General features: G+C 36.2%; 25 protein-coding genes. 7 read left to right on the top strand and 18 right to left on the bottom strand.

Going from position 1 to position 15,282, the window contains the following annotated elements; all coding sequences use genetic code 11:
- Nucleotides 1–365 precede the first annotated feature (365 nt).
- The 7 genes from A361_RS10610 to A361_RS10585 all read left to right on the top strand — a co-directional run bounded on the left by A361_RS10610 (nt 366) and on the right by A361_RS10585 (nt 2,485).
- Nucleotides 366–566, top strand: coding sequence for a helix-turn-helix domain-containing protein (locus tag A361_RS10610; RefSeq protein ID WP_019381884.1), 201 nt, complete (start codon nt 366–368; stop codon nt 564–566).
- A gap of 90 nt (nt 567–656) precedes the next feature.
- A complete protein-coding gene (locus A361_RS10605) occupies nt 657–1,103 on the top strand; it encodes an SHOCT domain-containing protein (protein WP_019381883.1) in 447 nt (148 codons plus the stop codon).
- A gap of 2 nt (nt 1,104–1,105) precedes the next feature.
- Entirely contained in the window at nt 1,106–1,372 is a 267-nt protein-coding gene (locus A361_RS10600) for a hypothetical protein (protein ID WP_019381882.1), read from the top strand.
- Between the two features lie 22 nt (nt 1,373–1,394).
- Nucleotides 1,395–1,541, top strand: coding sequence for a hypothetical protein (locus A361_RS29885; RefSeq protein ID WP_019381881.1), 147 nt, complete (start codon nt 1,395–1,397; stop codon nt 1,539–1,541).
- Nucleotides 1,542–1,569: 28 nt separating this feature from the next.
- Complete coding sequence (locus A361_RS10595) at nt 1,570–1,821, top strand: lipoprotein (protein ID WP_019381880.1); 252 nt, start codon at nt 1,570–1,572, stop codon at nt 1,819–1,821.
- 25 nt (nt 1,822–1,846) lie between these two features.
- Nucleotides 1,847–2,107: a DUF7662 domain-containing protein gene (locus A361_RS10590; RefSeq protein ID WP_019381879.1), complete on the top strand. Its 261-nt coding sequence runs from the start codon at nt 1,847–1,849 to the stop codon at nt 2,105–2,107.
- A 99-nt stretch (nt 2,108–2,206) separates the two neighbouring features.
- Complete coding sequence (locus A361_RS10585) at nt 2,207–2,485, top strand: hypothetical protein (RefSeq protein WP_019381878.1); 279 nt, start codon at nt 2,207–2,209, stop codon at nt 2,483–2,485.
- 33 nt (nt 2,486–2,518) lie between these two features.
- Here the strand turns inward: A361_RS10585 and A361_RS10580 are convergent, their stop codons facing one another.
- The 18 genes from A361_RS10580 to A361_RS29875 form a co-directional block, all read right to left on the bottom strand.
- Nucleotides 2,519–2,707, bottom strand: a complete 189-nt coding sequence (locus A361_RS10580; protein ID WP_019381877.1) for a hypothetical protein — start codon at nt 2,705–2,707, stop codon at nt 2,519–2,521.
- A gap of 57 nt (nt 2,708–2,764) precedes the next feature.
- The gene (locus tag A361_RS10575; protein ID WP_019381876.1) at nt 2,765–3,472 is read right to left on the bottom strand and encodes an N-acetylmuramoyl-L-alanine amidase; all 708 of its coding nucleotides are present in this window, start codon (nt 3,470–3,472) and stop codon (nt 2,765–2,767) included.
- On the bottom strand, nt 3,472–3,831 hold the full coding sequence (locus A361_RS10570) for a phage holin family protein (protein ID WP_019381875.1): 360 nt from the start codon (nt 3,829–3,831) through the stop codon (nt 3,472–3,474). The genes A361_RS10575 and A361_RS10570 overlap by 1 nt, the downstream gene beginning before the upstream one ends.
- A 415-nt stretch (nt 3,832–4,246) precedes the next feature.
- Nucleotides 4,247–5,743: a hypothetical protein gene (locus A361_RS10560; protein WP_019381873.1), complete on the bottom strand. Its 1,497-nt coding sequence runs from the start codon at nt 5,741–5,743 to the stop codon at nt 4,247–4,249.
- Nucleotides 5,743–6,096, bottom strand: a complete 354-nt coding sequence (locus A361_RS10555) for a hypothetical protein (protein ID WP_019381872.1) — start codon at nt 6,094–6,096, stop codon at nt 5,743–5,745. The genes A361_RS10560 and A361_RS10555 overlap by 1 nt, the downstream gene beginning before the upstream one ends.
- 26 nt (nt 6,097–6,122) lie before the next feature.
- On the bottom strand, nt 6,123–6,257 hold the full coding sequence (locus A361_RS29360; protein ID WP_019381871.1) for an XkdX family protein: 135 nt from the start codon (nt 6,255–6,257) through the stop codon (nt 6,123–6,125).
- Nucleotides 6,258–6,422 (bottom strand): hypothetical protein, encoded by a 165-nt coding sequence (locus tag A361_RS29880; RefSeq protein WP_019381870.1) that lies wholly within the window; start codon nt 6,420–6,422, stop codon nt 6,258–6,260.
- Nucleotides 6,423–6,430: 8 nt separating this feature from the next.
- On the bottom strand, nt 6,431–7,360 hold the full coding sequence (locus A361_RS10550; RefSeq protein WP_019381869.1) for a hypothetical protein: 930 nt from the start codon (nt 7,358–7,360) through the stop codon (nt 6,431–6,433).
- 4 nt (nt 7,361–7,364) lie between these two features.
- Nucleotides 7,365–8,579, bottom strand: a complete 1,215-nt coding sequence (locus A361_RS10545) for a siphovirus ReqiPepy6 Gp37-like family protein (protein ID WP_019381868.1) — start codon at nt 8,577–8,579, stop codon at nt 7,365–7,367.
- Between the two features lie 2 nt (nt 8,580–8,581).
- A complete protein-coding gene (locus A361_RS10540; protein WP_019381867.1) occupies nt 8,582–9,442 on the bottom strand; it encodes a phage distal tail protein in 861 nt (286 codons plus the stop codon).
- On the bottom strand, nt 9,435–12,638 hold the full coding sequence (locus tag A361_RS10535) for a phage tail tape measure protein (protein ID WP_019381866.1): 3,204 nt from the start codon (nt 12,636–12,638) through the stop codon (nt 9,435–9,437). Before A361_RS10535 ends, A361_RS10540 begins: the two co-directional genes overlap by 8 nt.
- Nucleotides 12,639–12,808: 170 nt before the next feature.
- Nucleotides 12,809–13,129, bottom strand: a complete 321-nt coding sequence (gene gpG, locus A361_RS10530; protein ID WP_019381864.1) for a phage tail assembly chaperone G — start codon at nt 13,127–13,129, stop codon at nt 12,809–12,811.
- Between the two features lie 66 nt (nt 13,130–13,195).
- Nucleotides 13,196–13,753 carry a major tail protein gene (locus A361_RS10525; RefSeq protein ID WP_019381863.1) on the bottom strand — a complete coding sequence of 186 codons (558 nt, stop codon included), beginning with the start codon at nt 13,751–13,753 and terminating at the stop codon, nt 13,196–13,198.
- A 1-nt stretch (nt 13,754) separates the two neighbouring features.
- Complete coding sequence (locus A361_RS10520) at nt 13,755–14,102, bottom strand: hypothetical protein (protein WP_019381862.1); 348 nt, start codon at nt 14,100–14,102, stop codon at nt 13,755–13,757.
- Nucleotides 14,099–14,464, bottom strand: coding sequence for an HK97-gp10 family putative phage morphogenesis protein (locus A361_RS10515; RefSeq protein WP_019381861.1), 366 nt, complete (start codon nt 14,462–14,464; stop codon nt 14,099–14,101). Before A361_RS10515 ends, A361_RS10520 begins: the two co-directional genes overlap by 4 nt.
- A complete protein-coding gene (locus tag A361_RS10510; protein ID WP_019381860.1) occupies nt 14,465–14,785 on the bottom strand; it encodes a phage head closure protein in 321 nt (106 codons plus the stop codon).
- A 14-nt stretch (nt 14,786–14,799) separates the two neighbouring features.
- Entirely contained in the window at nt 14,800–15,090 is a 291-nt protein-coding gene (locus tag A361_RS10505; RefSeq protein ID WP_019381859.1) for a head-tail connector protein, read from the bottom strand.
- On the bottom strand, nt 15,090–15,245 hold the full coding sequence (locus A361_RS29875; RefSeq protein ID WP_157888529.1) for a hypothetical protein: 156 nt from the start codon (nt 15,243–15,245) through the stop codon (nt 15,090–15,092). The genes A361_RS10505 and A361_RS29875 overlap by 1 nt, the downstream gene beginning before the upstream one ends.
- Nucleotides 15,246–15,282: the final 37 nt, after the last annotated feature.

The raw sequence follows: 15,282 nt of genomic DNA, 5'->3' as shown, positions 1-15,282 counted from the left end.
GTAACTACCGATAAGGACAAATTTTATCATTTATCTCTCTCCCTTAATTAAAATTGGTTTCCTTCCTCTCCCCCCCCCGTGCCCCCTCTCCTTCCTTCCCGGTCACATGTCTCTCTAAATGTTTTTTAAAATTGTTTATTATTAATGGATGGACACGGTAGAAATATATTTGGATATAAACATTTAGCAGATATATTTATTGCTATATTTGTAAATGTATTTACTGATATATTTGCTAGTTAAAATATCTATATGGGCAAATGCTGAAAAGTTATCTTGTACTCCAAATTTTTTTTGATTAAAATTCATTTTTATTTTGAAAGGGTTTGTACAACATAGAGAGAATACCTTCATGAGGTGTTTATATGGCTAGTATGGAATGTAAAATCGGCTATTGGATTGAGGAAAGAGGATTAATGAAAAAATACGTAGCAAAAAAAATCGGAATTACACCTACACAATTGTCTAATTGGTTAGCTGGAAGATCCTATCCTCCCTTGGATAAAGCGTTCATATTAGCTGATTTATTGGGTGTTAAAGTAGATGATCTATATGAGCGAAAATAATTACTAAATTGGAAAAAAATGAAACTTTATAAATCAAATCTCGTATATAATTAAATTAGAAAATATAAGGATTAATGAGGGGGATTTGGAATGAGTGATTTAGTTTTAAAAGGAAAGAACGGTACATTAACAGTTACACCATCTAAGGTTATTTTGAAGTTCGGTCGTATTTTTGGTGGTGGAAAGGGAGAAAAGGAAATACGTATTAAGTCTATTACGGGGATTCAAGTGAAAAAGCCAGGCTTAACTGTAGGATTTATACAATTTGCTTTCTCAGGTTCATCAGAACAAAAGGGAAGAAAAATGACTGATGTGGTAAAAGATGAAAATACAATCACTTTTGATACAAAGAAACAGTATGAGGAATTTCTAAAAGCAAAAGAACTTATTGAATCTTATCAAGATAAATTAGAAAGTGGATCTTCTCCTGTATCTTCAGGTGCAGATGAATTAAAAAAGTTTGCAGATCTTAAAGCAGCTGGCATCATAACCGATGAAGAATTTAATGCTAAAAAGAAACAAATTCTTGGACTTTAAAAATGAAGGTAGTAATTCAAACGACACTTAACATTGAAGGTAATAGAGGTTTTAGAAATGGGGAGTTTTTTGTCCCAGACAAGGAATTTAAAAAAGACCCTAATTTTGCCGTAGCTGTGGTGGCTTATGAGTGGATTCAGCAGCAAAAGAAAGAAACAGGTCACAGAAATACGATTATTGAAAAAGTCACTTGGAATGAAGTGAATGATATTACTGAGGCTGTGAAGGAAATTGAGCCGGAATCGCCTGAGGATAATTTGCCGTTTTAATAATTATTAGGGGAGATTAAAAATGGAGAATGAGTTTTGCATCTGCGAAGTTAATAAGAGTGTTTATTCTGTCGTAGGTGATACAGGTTATTGGTTACACTGTGCTGAGTGCGAAAAGAAAATTGAAGATGGATTTCATTATTATGATGAGCCAGAAGGTGTTTACTAAAATCACCTAATAGCAGAAGAGGTAAGGAATGAAAAGATCACTTGTTTTTATTATTGGATTATTAATTTTAAGTGGATGCTCTAATGAAGTTTCAAATGACACAGTTAAGGCAGAAGATTTCGTTGAAAACCTAGAAATCATGCAGGAAATGGAAACTAGAATATCTGATTTAGAAGCAGAAAATGAAGAACTTATATGGGAAAATGAAGATTTAAAGAGTGAATTAGAGGAGTTAGATTCTCGCTTATACGATATAGAGTCATATTTGGAATTAAATTAATGTTTCAGGGAGATGATAATAAATTATGTACTCTGGTAAATATTTACCTATTTATGATTACCTTAGAAAAGTCAAGACAAATGAAGTTACATTATCTTTTGGAGAGATAGAAGAAATATTGAAATTTACATTACCTAAATCGGCATATATTCATAGTGCTTGGTGGGCAAATGATATTAAAAGCCATCCTCAAGCAAAATCTTGGTTACAGGCTGGATGGAAGACTAAAAAAATTGAACTTAGAAAAACTGTTACGTTTGAAAAAACCTTAGCTCCTTTATTATGAGGGGCTTTTTAAGTTCACAAATTAGTCACAAGAACTTTTTACCTAATTAATATAAATGTCTTCTTTGTTTACCGATATAACTGTAGGGTGAGTAAATTTATGGAATCAGTAAAAACATTGTATCTTTTTAATAAGATTGTTTTTGAACACGAGGACGGGATATCAGAACTTATTTATGTTACGAAAGAAAAGTGGGAAGGTACTCTAGTCACACCTGAGACTCTTTGCTCCTCGATGAGGAATACTCCCATCAATAAATCTACAAAAGAACTTAAGGACAGTATAGGAGTAGAATTCAAAAAATATATTCCTGAAAAACAAGCCTATGCTATATTTGAACGTATTGTAAATGAAGAAGTATTTTCTAATAAAACTTAAGCCCCTTCACAATTAAGTAAGGGGCTTTTATAATTATAATATTTCTTTATCTTCTTCTGAAATTTCTACTTCTGTTTGCAATGTCTCAATATATTCAATAAGACTAAGAAGGACTTTCTTATCTATTGTTACTGTTTCAGAATCTAAGTTCATCACAGTTTCCTTGATGTTTTGTATATCCTCTTCTGTGTTAATGCTGTCACCAGAAAATATCTTGTCCATTGCGATTCCCCTTTATTGAAAACTAATGTTATTATTAATTATCAAAATTAAGGTTATTTATTCGATAACAATTTTCTTGGCGCCATTTTTTATTTCCTTTTCAACAAGTTCTGCGATTAAATGAGCATTATCCAAATAAGCAACCTTTTTTCCATTTACATACACATTTTGTTTATTCCCATCAAGGACAGAATTAGTATCTTTTTTAGGTTGATTCAAAGGTTTATAACTTTTTCCTTCTTGTTTACATACAGTCTTCACAACACACTCATACATAGCTTCACGATACTTTTTATCTTTAATCTTTTCTGAGTTAGCACCATCAACAAAATCATACTCAATTATTGTAGTACGGCAAGCACCAGTCCTTCTGTGCATGTAATAATAATCCTGCCCATTGGAACCTTTGCGTGTAAAGATTGCCCTTGGTCTAAGTGGATAACCTGCTTTCTTGAATTCGTCCGCAAGCATCTTTTCAAATTTGCCATCTGAATAGATTGAATGAATAAATTCAGCACCATTGCCACCACCAGCATTAAAATGATGAGACAAACAATATTTATAATTCTTCACTTTATTTACCCTTGGATTCTCATCTAAAGTTACATCAGATGTACGAGTGACATCATTGCTAATACCATGATCTTTTAATCGTTTATGTACGTATAATTCTGCTTCTAGTGTATAAACTTTTTCAGTATTACCCTTTGCCACTGCACCTGGATCAGAGCCACCATGTCCACCATCATTTATCCAATCAGCCATTACTTATCCCCTTTCCCTACTTTGTTCTTATCAAAGAACTTAGTCAAAAACTTTACATCAATTCCAATACGACTAAAATTCTCAATAATACTCATACCTTCATAGGCAACAATCATTCCAATTCCTAGTTTAATAAGTAGCCCATTTACACCAAAATAAGCATCACAGAAAACTAAAAAGGCAAGGGCTATAAATTCCCCTACCTTTCTAATCATTCCTATGTAATTTATTGAGCTGTTTAATTTTCTTTCTACTGCTGCAGCTAATGATCCGGTGATAAGGTCAAAAATAATGAATCCTAATGCAACGTACCAGATGTTACCTACAACTGCTGTTATATCTAAACCATTTGTTAGCATTTGTTCCACTTTCACACCTACTTTCTAAACAAAATAAAAAAAGCCCATATTTGAGCTCTTAGACATTACACAGTTTCTTGTAGTTGTAATTCTTTGACATAACCATTCCCTTCACATGATTCACACGTGATAAAAACATCTTCAAAACCTGTACCTTTGCATACCGGACATTCTTTGTGCATAGAAGGTATTTCGCCATTAACTTCTACCATTTCAAACAACGACTTAAGCGAACCCCAAAATTTGTTGAGCATAATATACAACCACACTTTTCAACTTATTATTAGATATATCGTAATAATAAGCCATTTTTCCAGCAATTTGACAATATTATTACATTTTTTTTATAAACTTTACATATATTCTTGTAAAGTTCTTTGAGATTCTTTTCTTCGCAATTTCTTCCGAGTGTTTACTAAGCTCCCATATATCTGATTGTGAACCATATCTGATTATAATTACCGCCCGTGTGCCACGTTTTACCGGATGATGGTGGTATCTTAATCTTAATAGGGTAACTTCCGGTTAAATCACCTGCAACAGCAATTCTTTCGTTATTCCCATAAGTGGTATACACATTAAAAACCATTGGTAAGGTTGAACCATTGTTTGTATATGCAGAAGCATGAGGTGTCACGGGTAATTCTATTTGTAACATTGTTGCCCCGTCCACTGCCTTAAAAGAGAAGCGACAACTCCACTCAACAAACTTCCCAATTCTCGTAAACCAGCTTTCAGTTTGACCAAAGGTAGATACGTTGGAAACTTTTGTTGTATCAAGTGCTTGTTTCTGCCACTGATAGTCTACATCATAAATTTCAACATTCTTTCTCATTACGATAGGTTTGTCGTAGTTCCATGCGCCTGATTTGTATCCCCCTAACCCCGCTCCTTCTGGATACACAACACCTGGTAAAATAAAAGGGAATGCACTAGGATCTGAATTCATGTTTGTAAGTGGTAATGTAACCCCTTCAAATGTTCTAATGTTACTTCCAACAATTTGCATCCTTACAGCATCATTTTTTACATCTAATGTACAAGCTTCAAATGTTAGACCGAAAAACCTATTATCGGTATTGTGATACCCTACACTGGACTTTTCTTTAACTACGATTCCCGTGGGTTTTACGCTTGGGGATGTACCTAACTGTATTCCTTCTAAACTCAGAGAATAAAAAACATTGGTATCACCAGCATCAATTTGCACACCTGTATTTGTATCCTTACCAATACGAAGTGAGTAAAATTGGTTGCGATTGCATGGTGAGCCACTATCATTAACAGGGTCTTTTAACCACAACCCTCTCTTTGTTGATCGTACTTGGATACCTCTAAAAACGTTATACCAACACCCAGAATCCATTCCGTTTACTTTTGTACCTGCTTGTAAAACAATACCTTCCGTACAACCTAGAATAAAAAGAGAATCAAATTCGTTGTAGTTTTGTTGCGCTATTTTGTCAGCCGCATAGTCATAAGGAGGCACTACACCAAGTCCAAACACATTTACTTTTCCATTGCCGTAAAGCTGTAAATTCCTTGCGCCACCATAACTTGCAGTTCTTCTAATGATATATTGATTATCTCCACAGGCTTTTAATACAGTACCTTTTCCTTCACCTTCGAGATAAACATAATCAGAATGGAGATTAATTTCACTTGTTTGATAAGTGCCTTTAGGAACTATGACAACCCCACCATTTACAGAAACGTCCATAATAGCTTGGTCAAATGCTGGTTGCCAATCTTCTGTAGATAAACCTTTATCTATTACAAGGCTTTCGTAATCAGTTATACTTACTCTTGATTTCTTCGCATTCTGTGCCAACTGTGTAGTAAGATTGTTTACTCTCGGCTCTAAATAAGTGGGATCATTCTTTAAATCTGGTTTCTTTGGATTCCACGGCATTAGCGCAACACCTCCGCCCTGTAAGCGCCAGTAGCATTAATAGTTAGACTTGTAAAAGGTTCAAATAAAGATTGATAACCCTCTCCTGGCTTAACCGTTCTTATGTATCCGTTAATAGTAAAACTTAGATCCGCAGTTCCGTCATTCATAATGGAAAAACCATAACGCTTTCCAGGAAACGTTGTGATTGGATTAGCTTCTGTCCATGATTCCATGGCAATTGAACCTAGTTCACGGTAATAAGGAGCTCCATCTTCACCTTTGGCAATTACGTATTCATCAGTTATTTCATCATAGAATTGTGGAGCTATTTTTCCGTTTGCTGTTTTTAAGTCCCTGTTATTTGCTGGCATTCCACCACCTCCAAAATAAAAGAACCCTACGCTGTGTAAGGTTCTTCTGTAATATTTTCATATTGCTCAGCAGTAATTTTATTAAATTGAACATAGATTGCAATGCGTGATGGGTCTCCATATACTTCCCAATCACTTAGTGCAAAACTGTACCAGTCCATTCACAGAACCCCTTTCTTCATTAGTTCTAAGACTAAATCAGCTTGCTGCTTTTTTATTGCTTCCAGTTCAGATACAGGTGGATTTGAGACAGAAGGCTCGCCTTGAATCACTTCGTCTTTAATTTCAATAGTTTTATTACTCACATCAACTTGTAAAGTTTTCACGATATCACCTACACTCTGTATAGATTAAACCAGCTTCCGGTTGGGAAGTCTTGGTCAAATAATAAGATCCGTAAAGATTCAAGGTGTTTTAAACTATTAGTACCTCGACCTGTATATTTCCATGTCCGATTATATCCATCCAGAATTGTCGCATGAATAAACGGTACTAAACTTCTCTTGTCATAAACAATGGAAGCATCTATGTAGCATGCATAAGAAGTGGCAGGGAGAGATGCTGCGTTTGCTGCTACATTTCCAGCGCCAGTTATTGTCTCGTTATATTGATCTTGACGTTGGCCTGCCATATTGACTGATGAACTTGTATTTAAGAATAGTCTAAGATCGGCAGGGACAGCTGCGGAATTACGAAAAGACCCAATTAAACGGTACTCATTAATGTAATCTGGCAAATTGCCGAATTGCACACTTCTTACTCCTGGGGATGTAATCACAGCGCTACCAACTAAACGGTTCTCAAATTTTTCAACCATATACCTTTCGTCTGTGACCTTATCTGCAGCAATGGTTAAAACACCTGCGTCCACACGGATTTGAGCAAGTGATATTTCCCATCTTCCTGTATTTTGTGTCAATCCAGGTGCTACAGGAGTAACGGCTGGAGACCCTTGTAGAATGTGCAATCTTGTTTCATTTTCAATCCAATCAACCCGAATAACTACTCGATCAATCCTTGGATTACTCCCATCAGAAGCTCCTATTGGCAGTACTTCCTCAGCATCTGATTTATAATAATTTCCCTTAATGAAAGCGACTCCGCTATTCACTTTCACCTGCATACCTGAAGAATCAGCAAATACTTTTAATTCTTTTAGCATCTTTGGCATGATACCCGTATCAACAAAATGCTGAGCCATTTCTGTCCATTCTGCTTCTCCAACACCTGTTGTATTATCAAATGGATATGATATTTGACTCATTCAATCACCTTCTTTCCAAATTACTAATTCGCTTGTTAAATTTATTCATTTTCTTAAAGATTCCAAGAATACTATTTCCTGTTGAATCAGGAGTACCTACCATAGGAGATATTGATTCACCTTCAGGAGTAATGGTTATTTTAATTTCTCTCACAACATCCTGTAAGACTTGTAATTTCTCCTGTACTTTCCGTACCCTTTCAATATCTATAGATGCCGATTGATAAGCAGATAAGAAATAGTTAAGAGTTTCTATTGTTACGACCTCATTTGGCTGTGTGAGGACTACCGAAACTTTGTCACCAAGGTTATAATCACGCCCAAATGCCAACATATCAGTATCAATTGGGGATATACTTAAACTTGTTTTATGCGCCTTCTCTGCAAGTTCTTCCGTGATAGATTGTTCAAGTTCATCTAACTCTGTGGTGTTCCGCTGGTCAATAAATGATTCCATTCGCCCGTATTCTGCAATGCTGCTGGAATCGCCGCGCTGCTTGATGATACGGTCAGCACCTTCTCCGCCACCACCAACTATTGTGTAATTGGTTTCAGGATTATCATGGGTATATTCAAAGCTCATTAAATTGCCTAAAAGGGGACTAAAAAAAGCAGACTTTGTTTTGTCTGCTGGCTGATACACTTGAAATTCAAGCTGCTTATTCACTTGTACTACTTTAAATCCTATATCTCCTCCAGCAAGCGCAAGAGCTTGTAGAAAATCTAATAGATTGTTGAAACGCCCTTTTCCAGTAACTTGTTTTCCTATACCTCTGTTTATCTCGGTTGACAGTATTTTTCTTTCAGGTAGAGCTGTAGATCCAGCATTCACATCAACGAACTGTTTCATGACTGTTTCAGCATTTCCTTTTCGTATATCATAAGAATTTAAAGAAAAATCACCAGCTATTTCAGGATATACAATTCTCCGATTTAGCCAAACATTATCATCAGCACCAACTATTGTTAACCTATCATTATTGGAATTCCAGACCCTTTTTCTGCTTGTCACAGTACCGCTCAATATGGTTTTACCATCTCGAACCACTACAATACCGGATTTAGGCTTAATGATTTCTTTCGCTGCTTTTGAGTCAGTAGACATTTCAAGCATCCATGATCCTACTGAATTAAATCGTTGTATTATCTCAAGACTTGTAAAATCCTCTATAGGTTCAACACGATTAAAATTAGCATCTCTAACAAATAAGTGATACATTATCAAGCCCCCCAATAACGATTACGATAGGATAGTTGGATACTTGATTCCTCAGTAGCACCGGACAATTCTAAACGAATGGCATTTTTCCCTTCCTGCAATGCCCATAAAGATGATTCATCCGATAGAGTGTAGAACAGGTTGGTTCCATTGTTTTTCGTAACGGATTTATGAAAAGGTTTTGTATTAATTGTTATGCTTTCACCAATTCCAAGAGAAACATTCAGAATCATTGATTCTCCCGATGTGAGATTTCGAAGCACAATATTCTCACCGGGACCTTTAATAATCCATTCAGGAAATGTATCTACATCACCTTGATTATCGATAGTTGTATCTGCAAAAACATTTGATGAGTTTAACCTTAATGGGAAGAGTGGGAAAAATGGAACTGGTTCACCTGAAGTAAAAGTTTTTACTTGAGTCGCTGTATCGTACCAAAAGGGGTCAAAGGCGTGAAAGACTAATATTGCCTTCTGCCACCAAAAACCTTTGTTGTCCCGATTCTCAGAACCTTCCATACCCCCAGCGTATTGACAGTTCAATTCTCTTTGACTTCCATCTTCAGCAACCGATTTTAGTTTTCCTTCTTTAAAAGGATTAATCATTTTTAGTGTATTACGTACAATATTCCTTAACTCAATTTCTGATTGAGCATGTATAAGAAGTGGAATGTCCACATCACGAGGACCGATTTTAACATTTCTTTTTCTTGTTCCAACGTGAAAAGGAACTTCGTCTTCTACAATGCTAACAGGAGGCATAAACCTCCCGTTCACACCGTTTAGCACATTAAAATTCCTACCAAAACTTAATAAATGATCGGTGCCATTGGCATCGATCCAATATAGTTTGTCAGCCATATAGCACCTCTAATCTTTGCATAGTTCTCATCAATTCTTTTTCGTCCATTACTGCTTTTTGGGCGTTAACAGTTACATAGGTGTCTCCTCCGGTCATTGTTTGGGCGATTGATGAACCTATTGCGCCTAATACTTTATCTGTTAAAGGAAGAGCCGCCTCTGGTCCCGCCTCTCCGAAACCTTGAAGTCCCATAGGAGTATTAAATATGGTCGGTTTCGTAAATAAAGCACCTTTAGCATTCCATTTAACATCAAAACCTGTCGGATAACTAACAGTTTTTCCCATGATAGTTTTTGAGTCTGTAGATAATGAAAACTTAGGTAACTCAGGCAAAGAAGGTTTAGGAATTTTCAATTTTAGATTAGAGAAAAACCCTTCAATTTCTGAAATCAATCCAGCAATCTTTTCCTTTGCTTCCTTTACAGGTTTAAGCATTATATCCTTTGTTTCATTAAACTTTCTACCTGCATTGGTCTTTAAATTTTCGAACGCAGTTAAAGAGTTAGACTTGATATTTTCAGCTTTGTTGACAATATCCTTCACCATACTTTGCCAGATTTTCTTTCCACCTTGGTACATTAAGTTCATAGTTGTTACAGTCTTATTCTTAAAAACATCCCACTTGGAAAGGATTTCTCCAGTTTCCCAATTGACAGTATTTATGTGTTCACCAGCTTGTGCTTTTGCAGCTGTTACAACCTCTTGATGTGTTTCTTCTGCACGACCAACAGTAACGTTTTTCTGACGTTCTGCTTCTTTGATCATCCTATCTGCCTGTTCAGCTGTAATTTCACCAGTTTCATCACGCATTTTAATAATTTCTGCAATGGTATCTTCATACTGTTTCTCAGCAGCTTTCACAGCCTCATCTTTTTGTTTATTAGAATTAGCTACTACTTCTGCTGCCTGTTGAGCAGATAAATCTCCAGCAGACTGTTTCATTCTTTCCATAATTACTTTTGCTTCTAATTCATTCTTAGAAAGATACTGAACTGCATTTACATTCATTTGTTGCTGGAGGCTATTAATCTCCGTCTTTTCACTTTCAGTTAATGCACGTTTTTCTGCAGAAGCCCTTTCAAGAATTTCTTTGATACGTAATTCCTTATATTCTTGACCAGCAATTTCTGCTTGATTACGCATTTCTCTGTCTTTAAGAATCTTCTCTTCTTCTTCCTGAGTAAGGACATTAGACTTTGTAAAGAACTCTCTACTCTTCTCTAATTCCTTTGTATGTCTTTCATCCATTTTTGCAAGGATTTGATCATTCATTTTGGAGTATGTATTCACAAGGGCATCTTTTGTTTCAACAGTTACTTTCTGTTGAGTTAAAGATAATTCCTTAACTTTTTGAGAAGCATTGTCAGATAAGTTAAAATAACCATCCAATGCTTTTTTAGTGCTCTTTGAAACTTCATCACCATATCTATTTACCTCTGGAATAGCATCCTTCTGTAAGTGTTTATACAATGCAATTCCGCCTGCTGTAACCGCTGCTAATGCCGCTACTGTTAAACCAATCGGACCTGTTAATACAGTAAAAGCTGTTGCTAATGCTCCAATAGCAGGAGTTGCTGCAGCCACACCTGTGGTAGCTACCGCAATGGCACCTGATACTGTTCCTGCAGCAGTCATGATAGCTCCAAGTGAACTGACAAGTGCACCCGTAACAACTAAAACGGGGCCAATAGCCGCAGCAATACCTGCAATAGCAAGTATTGTCTTTTGTGTCTCAGGAGATAAAGAGGCAAACTTTCTTGTTAATTCTGTTAGCTTTTTTGTTCCATCACTAAGAATCGGGAGAAGTATGTCTGACAATTGTATAGCTAGACCTTCAAGGGCAGACATGAGAGTTTTAATATCACCCTTTGCATTATCACTCATTGTTTTAGCCATTTCTTTTGCAGCACCATCAGCAGTTTCAAGCATTTTTGTATTCTCATCTAAAGCAGTGGAACCTTTGTCTAGTAATACAGCCCAATGTTTAAATGCTTCTGCACCGAAAATAGTTGTAATAGTTGCTGCTTTTTGTTTATCGGTCCACCCCTGCATACCTTGTTCCATACCAGCAATAATATCCGGCATACTCTTCATTGATCCTTGAGCATCAAAGAAACTAAAATTCAAGTCATCTAAGGCTTGTTTCATTTTCTTAGTTGGATTCTTTGCTAATCTTGTTAAAGATGTTGCAAATGCTTGACCTGCAAGGGTACCTTGAATACCAGCATCACCAAATGCCATTACAGCTGCAGCAGATTCTTCAACTGACCAACCTAATACTTTAGCTGCTGGAGCAAGATACTTCATCGCTTCACCCATTTGAGTGACGTCAGTATTTGCGTTAGAGGCTGCCTTTGCTAATACATCAGAAACATGTCCAGATTGCTCTGCTGCGATTCCGAAACCACTCATAATATTGGATGTTATGTCAGCTGCAGCACCTAATTCCAAAGCACCTGCTGCGGCAAGGTCTAACATACCAGGCATTGCTTTTAAAATGTCATTTGTCTTGAAGCCAGCCATTGCTAGGAATTGCATACCGTCCGCTGCTTCTGTAGCAGAGAATTTAGTTTCTGCACCTAGTTTCTTAGCTAAATCTCTTAACTTATTAAAGTCTTCACCTGTTGAACCAGAAATAGCCGCTACTTTATCCATTCCCTCTTCAAAATCCGCTCCAGCTTTAACAGCTGCGACACCTACACCAACTATTGGAGCCGTTACAGTCATGGATAGTTGGGAGCCCACATTTTTCATGGATTGACCCACATTTTTCATGGATTGACCTGCTGTGGTAAGCCTTTCACCCATCTGATGCCATGCGCTTGACTGCAATCTTATTTGGTCATTAAGTCGTCTCAAATCAGCTTCTGTTCTGTTCATTGCTGCTTGAGCATTATTATAGGCAACTAACATACGCTGAGTTGCTGCATCATCTTCACCTTTAGTTGCTTTTAACTGCTCATATCTTCTCCTTAATTGGTCAACTTTAGAATGCTGTAATTGCAGAGTTTGATCTAGATAACGAGATTTTTGTCTCATCCCATCTAATGTTTTACCAAATCCTTGTACACCAGCCCCAGCTAGTTTAAATTCTGATTGGGCAATTTTTAGTTGCCTATTTACATCTTGAATACCTCTTTTAAATTCCGCAGAGGTTAATGATAGGTTAATATTTAAATTTCCGACTGTCGCCATTTCTTCCACCTCCTACAGCCACGGAACTTGCTCTGCGTAAACAACTTTTTCTTCTTTTGGTTCTGAAAACAATTCAAAATAAAAACCGATATCCATTTCATCGATTTCATGTAATTTATAACCTTGTTTCATTAAATCTTTATATATCTTCTTAATTTGTTCATAAGGATCTAAACGTTTTTTGGGTTTGATTCACCATTGCTTTCCCCTTGAAGCCCACTTAATGCCTTATTAATTACATCAGTAAGAACCCCTTGAAGTTTGATGAATATACCATCAATAGGCAGACCGTCAAAAACATCATCGGGAGTAAATTGATTATTAAATACTCCACAAACAAATTGAACAAGTTCATCTAAGGTTTCATCATCTAAACTATCTTTCTCACCTAAAGCTTTGTTCATTTTTAAAGCCTCTCTGAGCATTCTTCCTTTTATAAATGGGACTGTAAAGGTTTTTTCTTCTTCGTTTAGATATAATTTAATTTGCATTTATTTTTCCCTCCAAATAAAATAGGGCAGTCAATTTATGACTAACCTTCAATTTGATAAATTTTCTTAAGGTGTTACTGGTGTTGGTGCATAAACGGCATCAAACCAACCATCAACAACAGACTGATTTGCACTAGTATCATCAGATTCCATGTGAGCTCTCCACTTTTTATCCTCACGCGCAACAAACTTTCCTGAAATTGTTGGTGTCTGGAATTCCACACTTTCACCTTTTGTAGCAGCCTGGCTAGCAGGTGGCTGGAATTTCCCCTTATAGTACCAATAGTATTTAAACGCTCCATTTTCTTTTGGAAGCCTAAATCCTAAAGCCACATAAGGAGCAACATCATCGGCTGAATCTTCAATAACTCCATCTGTATTTTTTGTTTTTCCCAATAGAAAAGCATAATCATCAATAGACAGATCTGACGGGTTTATTTCTACATCAATATCTCCCAATGCTTCTGCAACTGCTACAGCTTGATCATCTCCATAAAGAGTTGTGATTTGAAAATTTGGGGTAATTGTAGCAGAAATAGCTGGTGCTAGTTTCTTAGGAACACCATATGTCCCATCTTCATTTACTGTTGCTGCGTGAAAATCTCTTAAACCAATTACTGGCATATTAACTCCTCCTAGTTATGTAGTTGAAACGGATCACCTTGTGAAATATTTTGGTGTCCGTTTCGTAAAGTTCAGTTTCAAAATTTCTTGAGAAACCAACCTGTTTTAAATTTTCTTTTACTTGTTTTACTAAATCTGTATAGTCAACTTTTGACCAAATATCTACTTGTACAAAATGTCTTGTTAACATTTCTTCATCATCAGAATCTAAGGCGGACCTTTGATTGTATTCGAAAAAGGTAATATAAGAAGAAGGATCGGCTAGTTTCTCTTTTTCAGTAAGAGTCTGAAACTTAACAGGTACTCCTAAAGGCTTTAATGTATTAATTATCAAGGAATTTAAACTCATAATCCTAATTCCCTTTTAATAACAGTTGCCATTTTGTCTTGAGTGGTTTGGCTTTCGTTTTCAAGTGTGGGTGCCATAAAAGGTTGGGCTTTTTGACGACTAGTACCAAATTCTTGGAAATGTCCGTAAAAAGCCTTTCCTTGCTGATCTCCACCAATTTCCACACTACCATTCTCGATATCTCCAACAACAATCTCAGAAGCAAGATTCCCTGTTTTCCCCCTTGGCGCATTCTCTTCCATCTTATTTCTAAGGTGTTCCGCTCCTTCTTTGAGAGCCTTCTTTTCCACTTCACCTTCAACTTTATTGCCCATTTGTTCAATTTGTCTCAATAATTGATCCATTCCTGTTAAATTAAGCATTTACTTCACTTCCCTCGCATGGATAGTAAGGGTTTTATTTTCTTCGTTATCGTTGATTAGGGAGATGATCTCAAAAGTTCTTCCATCCCTCATCTGAATTTGCATATCAGGAGAAATTCCTTTACGGTAACGAATAATAAACCTTGAATTATTTTCGTTTTGAGTTGTTGCAGCTTCATAGAATTCATTCCCTTTCAAGGTTCTAATCGCTGCATAAACCGTTATTATGTCTTCCCAGCCTTCAACAGGAAAACCATTCTCAGTTTCACTCTCAATGAATTGTTGAAAGGTTATACGGTGCTTGTATTGACCTGGATTCATTAAACATCACTCCTTCATAATAGATTGACGGAATACATGTCTAAAATCGATTTAATTACGGTGTTCACTTTATCATTTTGAACTGTGTAAGATCTGTTCTCATACAATTCATTAGCAAGAACCATTAGCACCATAGTCAAATCCTCTTTATTGTCCATCTGCTCTAATGTTAAGCCTGTATAACCTTTGATATATGCCTTACAAGCCATTAAAATATTTGTAAAAGTTCGGTTTATTTCAGGATCATCATTTAATTCATGAGCATACTCCTTTAAGTCTTGAATGGTGATTTCGCTAATTTTCATTATTCTTTCACCTTCCGCTTGGTTACCTTTACTTCTTCCACATATTTGGCTCGCAACAAGTCCCCATAGACTTCTTTATTAGTAATTTCTTTCTCTTCACCTTTAACCATGGTGACAATTCCAGAAAAACTAACTAATGCTTTAACTTTCAACATGTCACCCCCTAAATTAAAAAGAAAGGTGGGAATCCCC

It is taken from the genome of Cytobacillus oceanisediminis 2691, from assembly GCF_000294775.2.
Lineage (GTDB): Bacteria > Bacillota > Bacilli > Bacillales > Cytobacillaceae > Cytobacillus > Cytobacillus pseudoceanisediminis.
The sequence above is the reverse complement of the archived record's forward strand: the minus strand, read 5'-3'. Positions and strand labels throughout refer to the sequence as shown.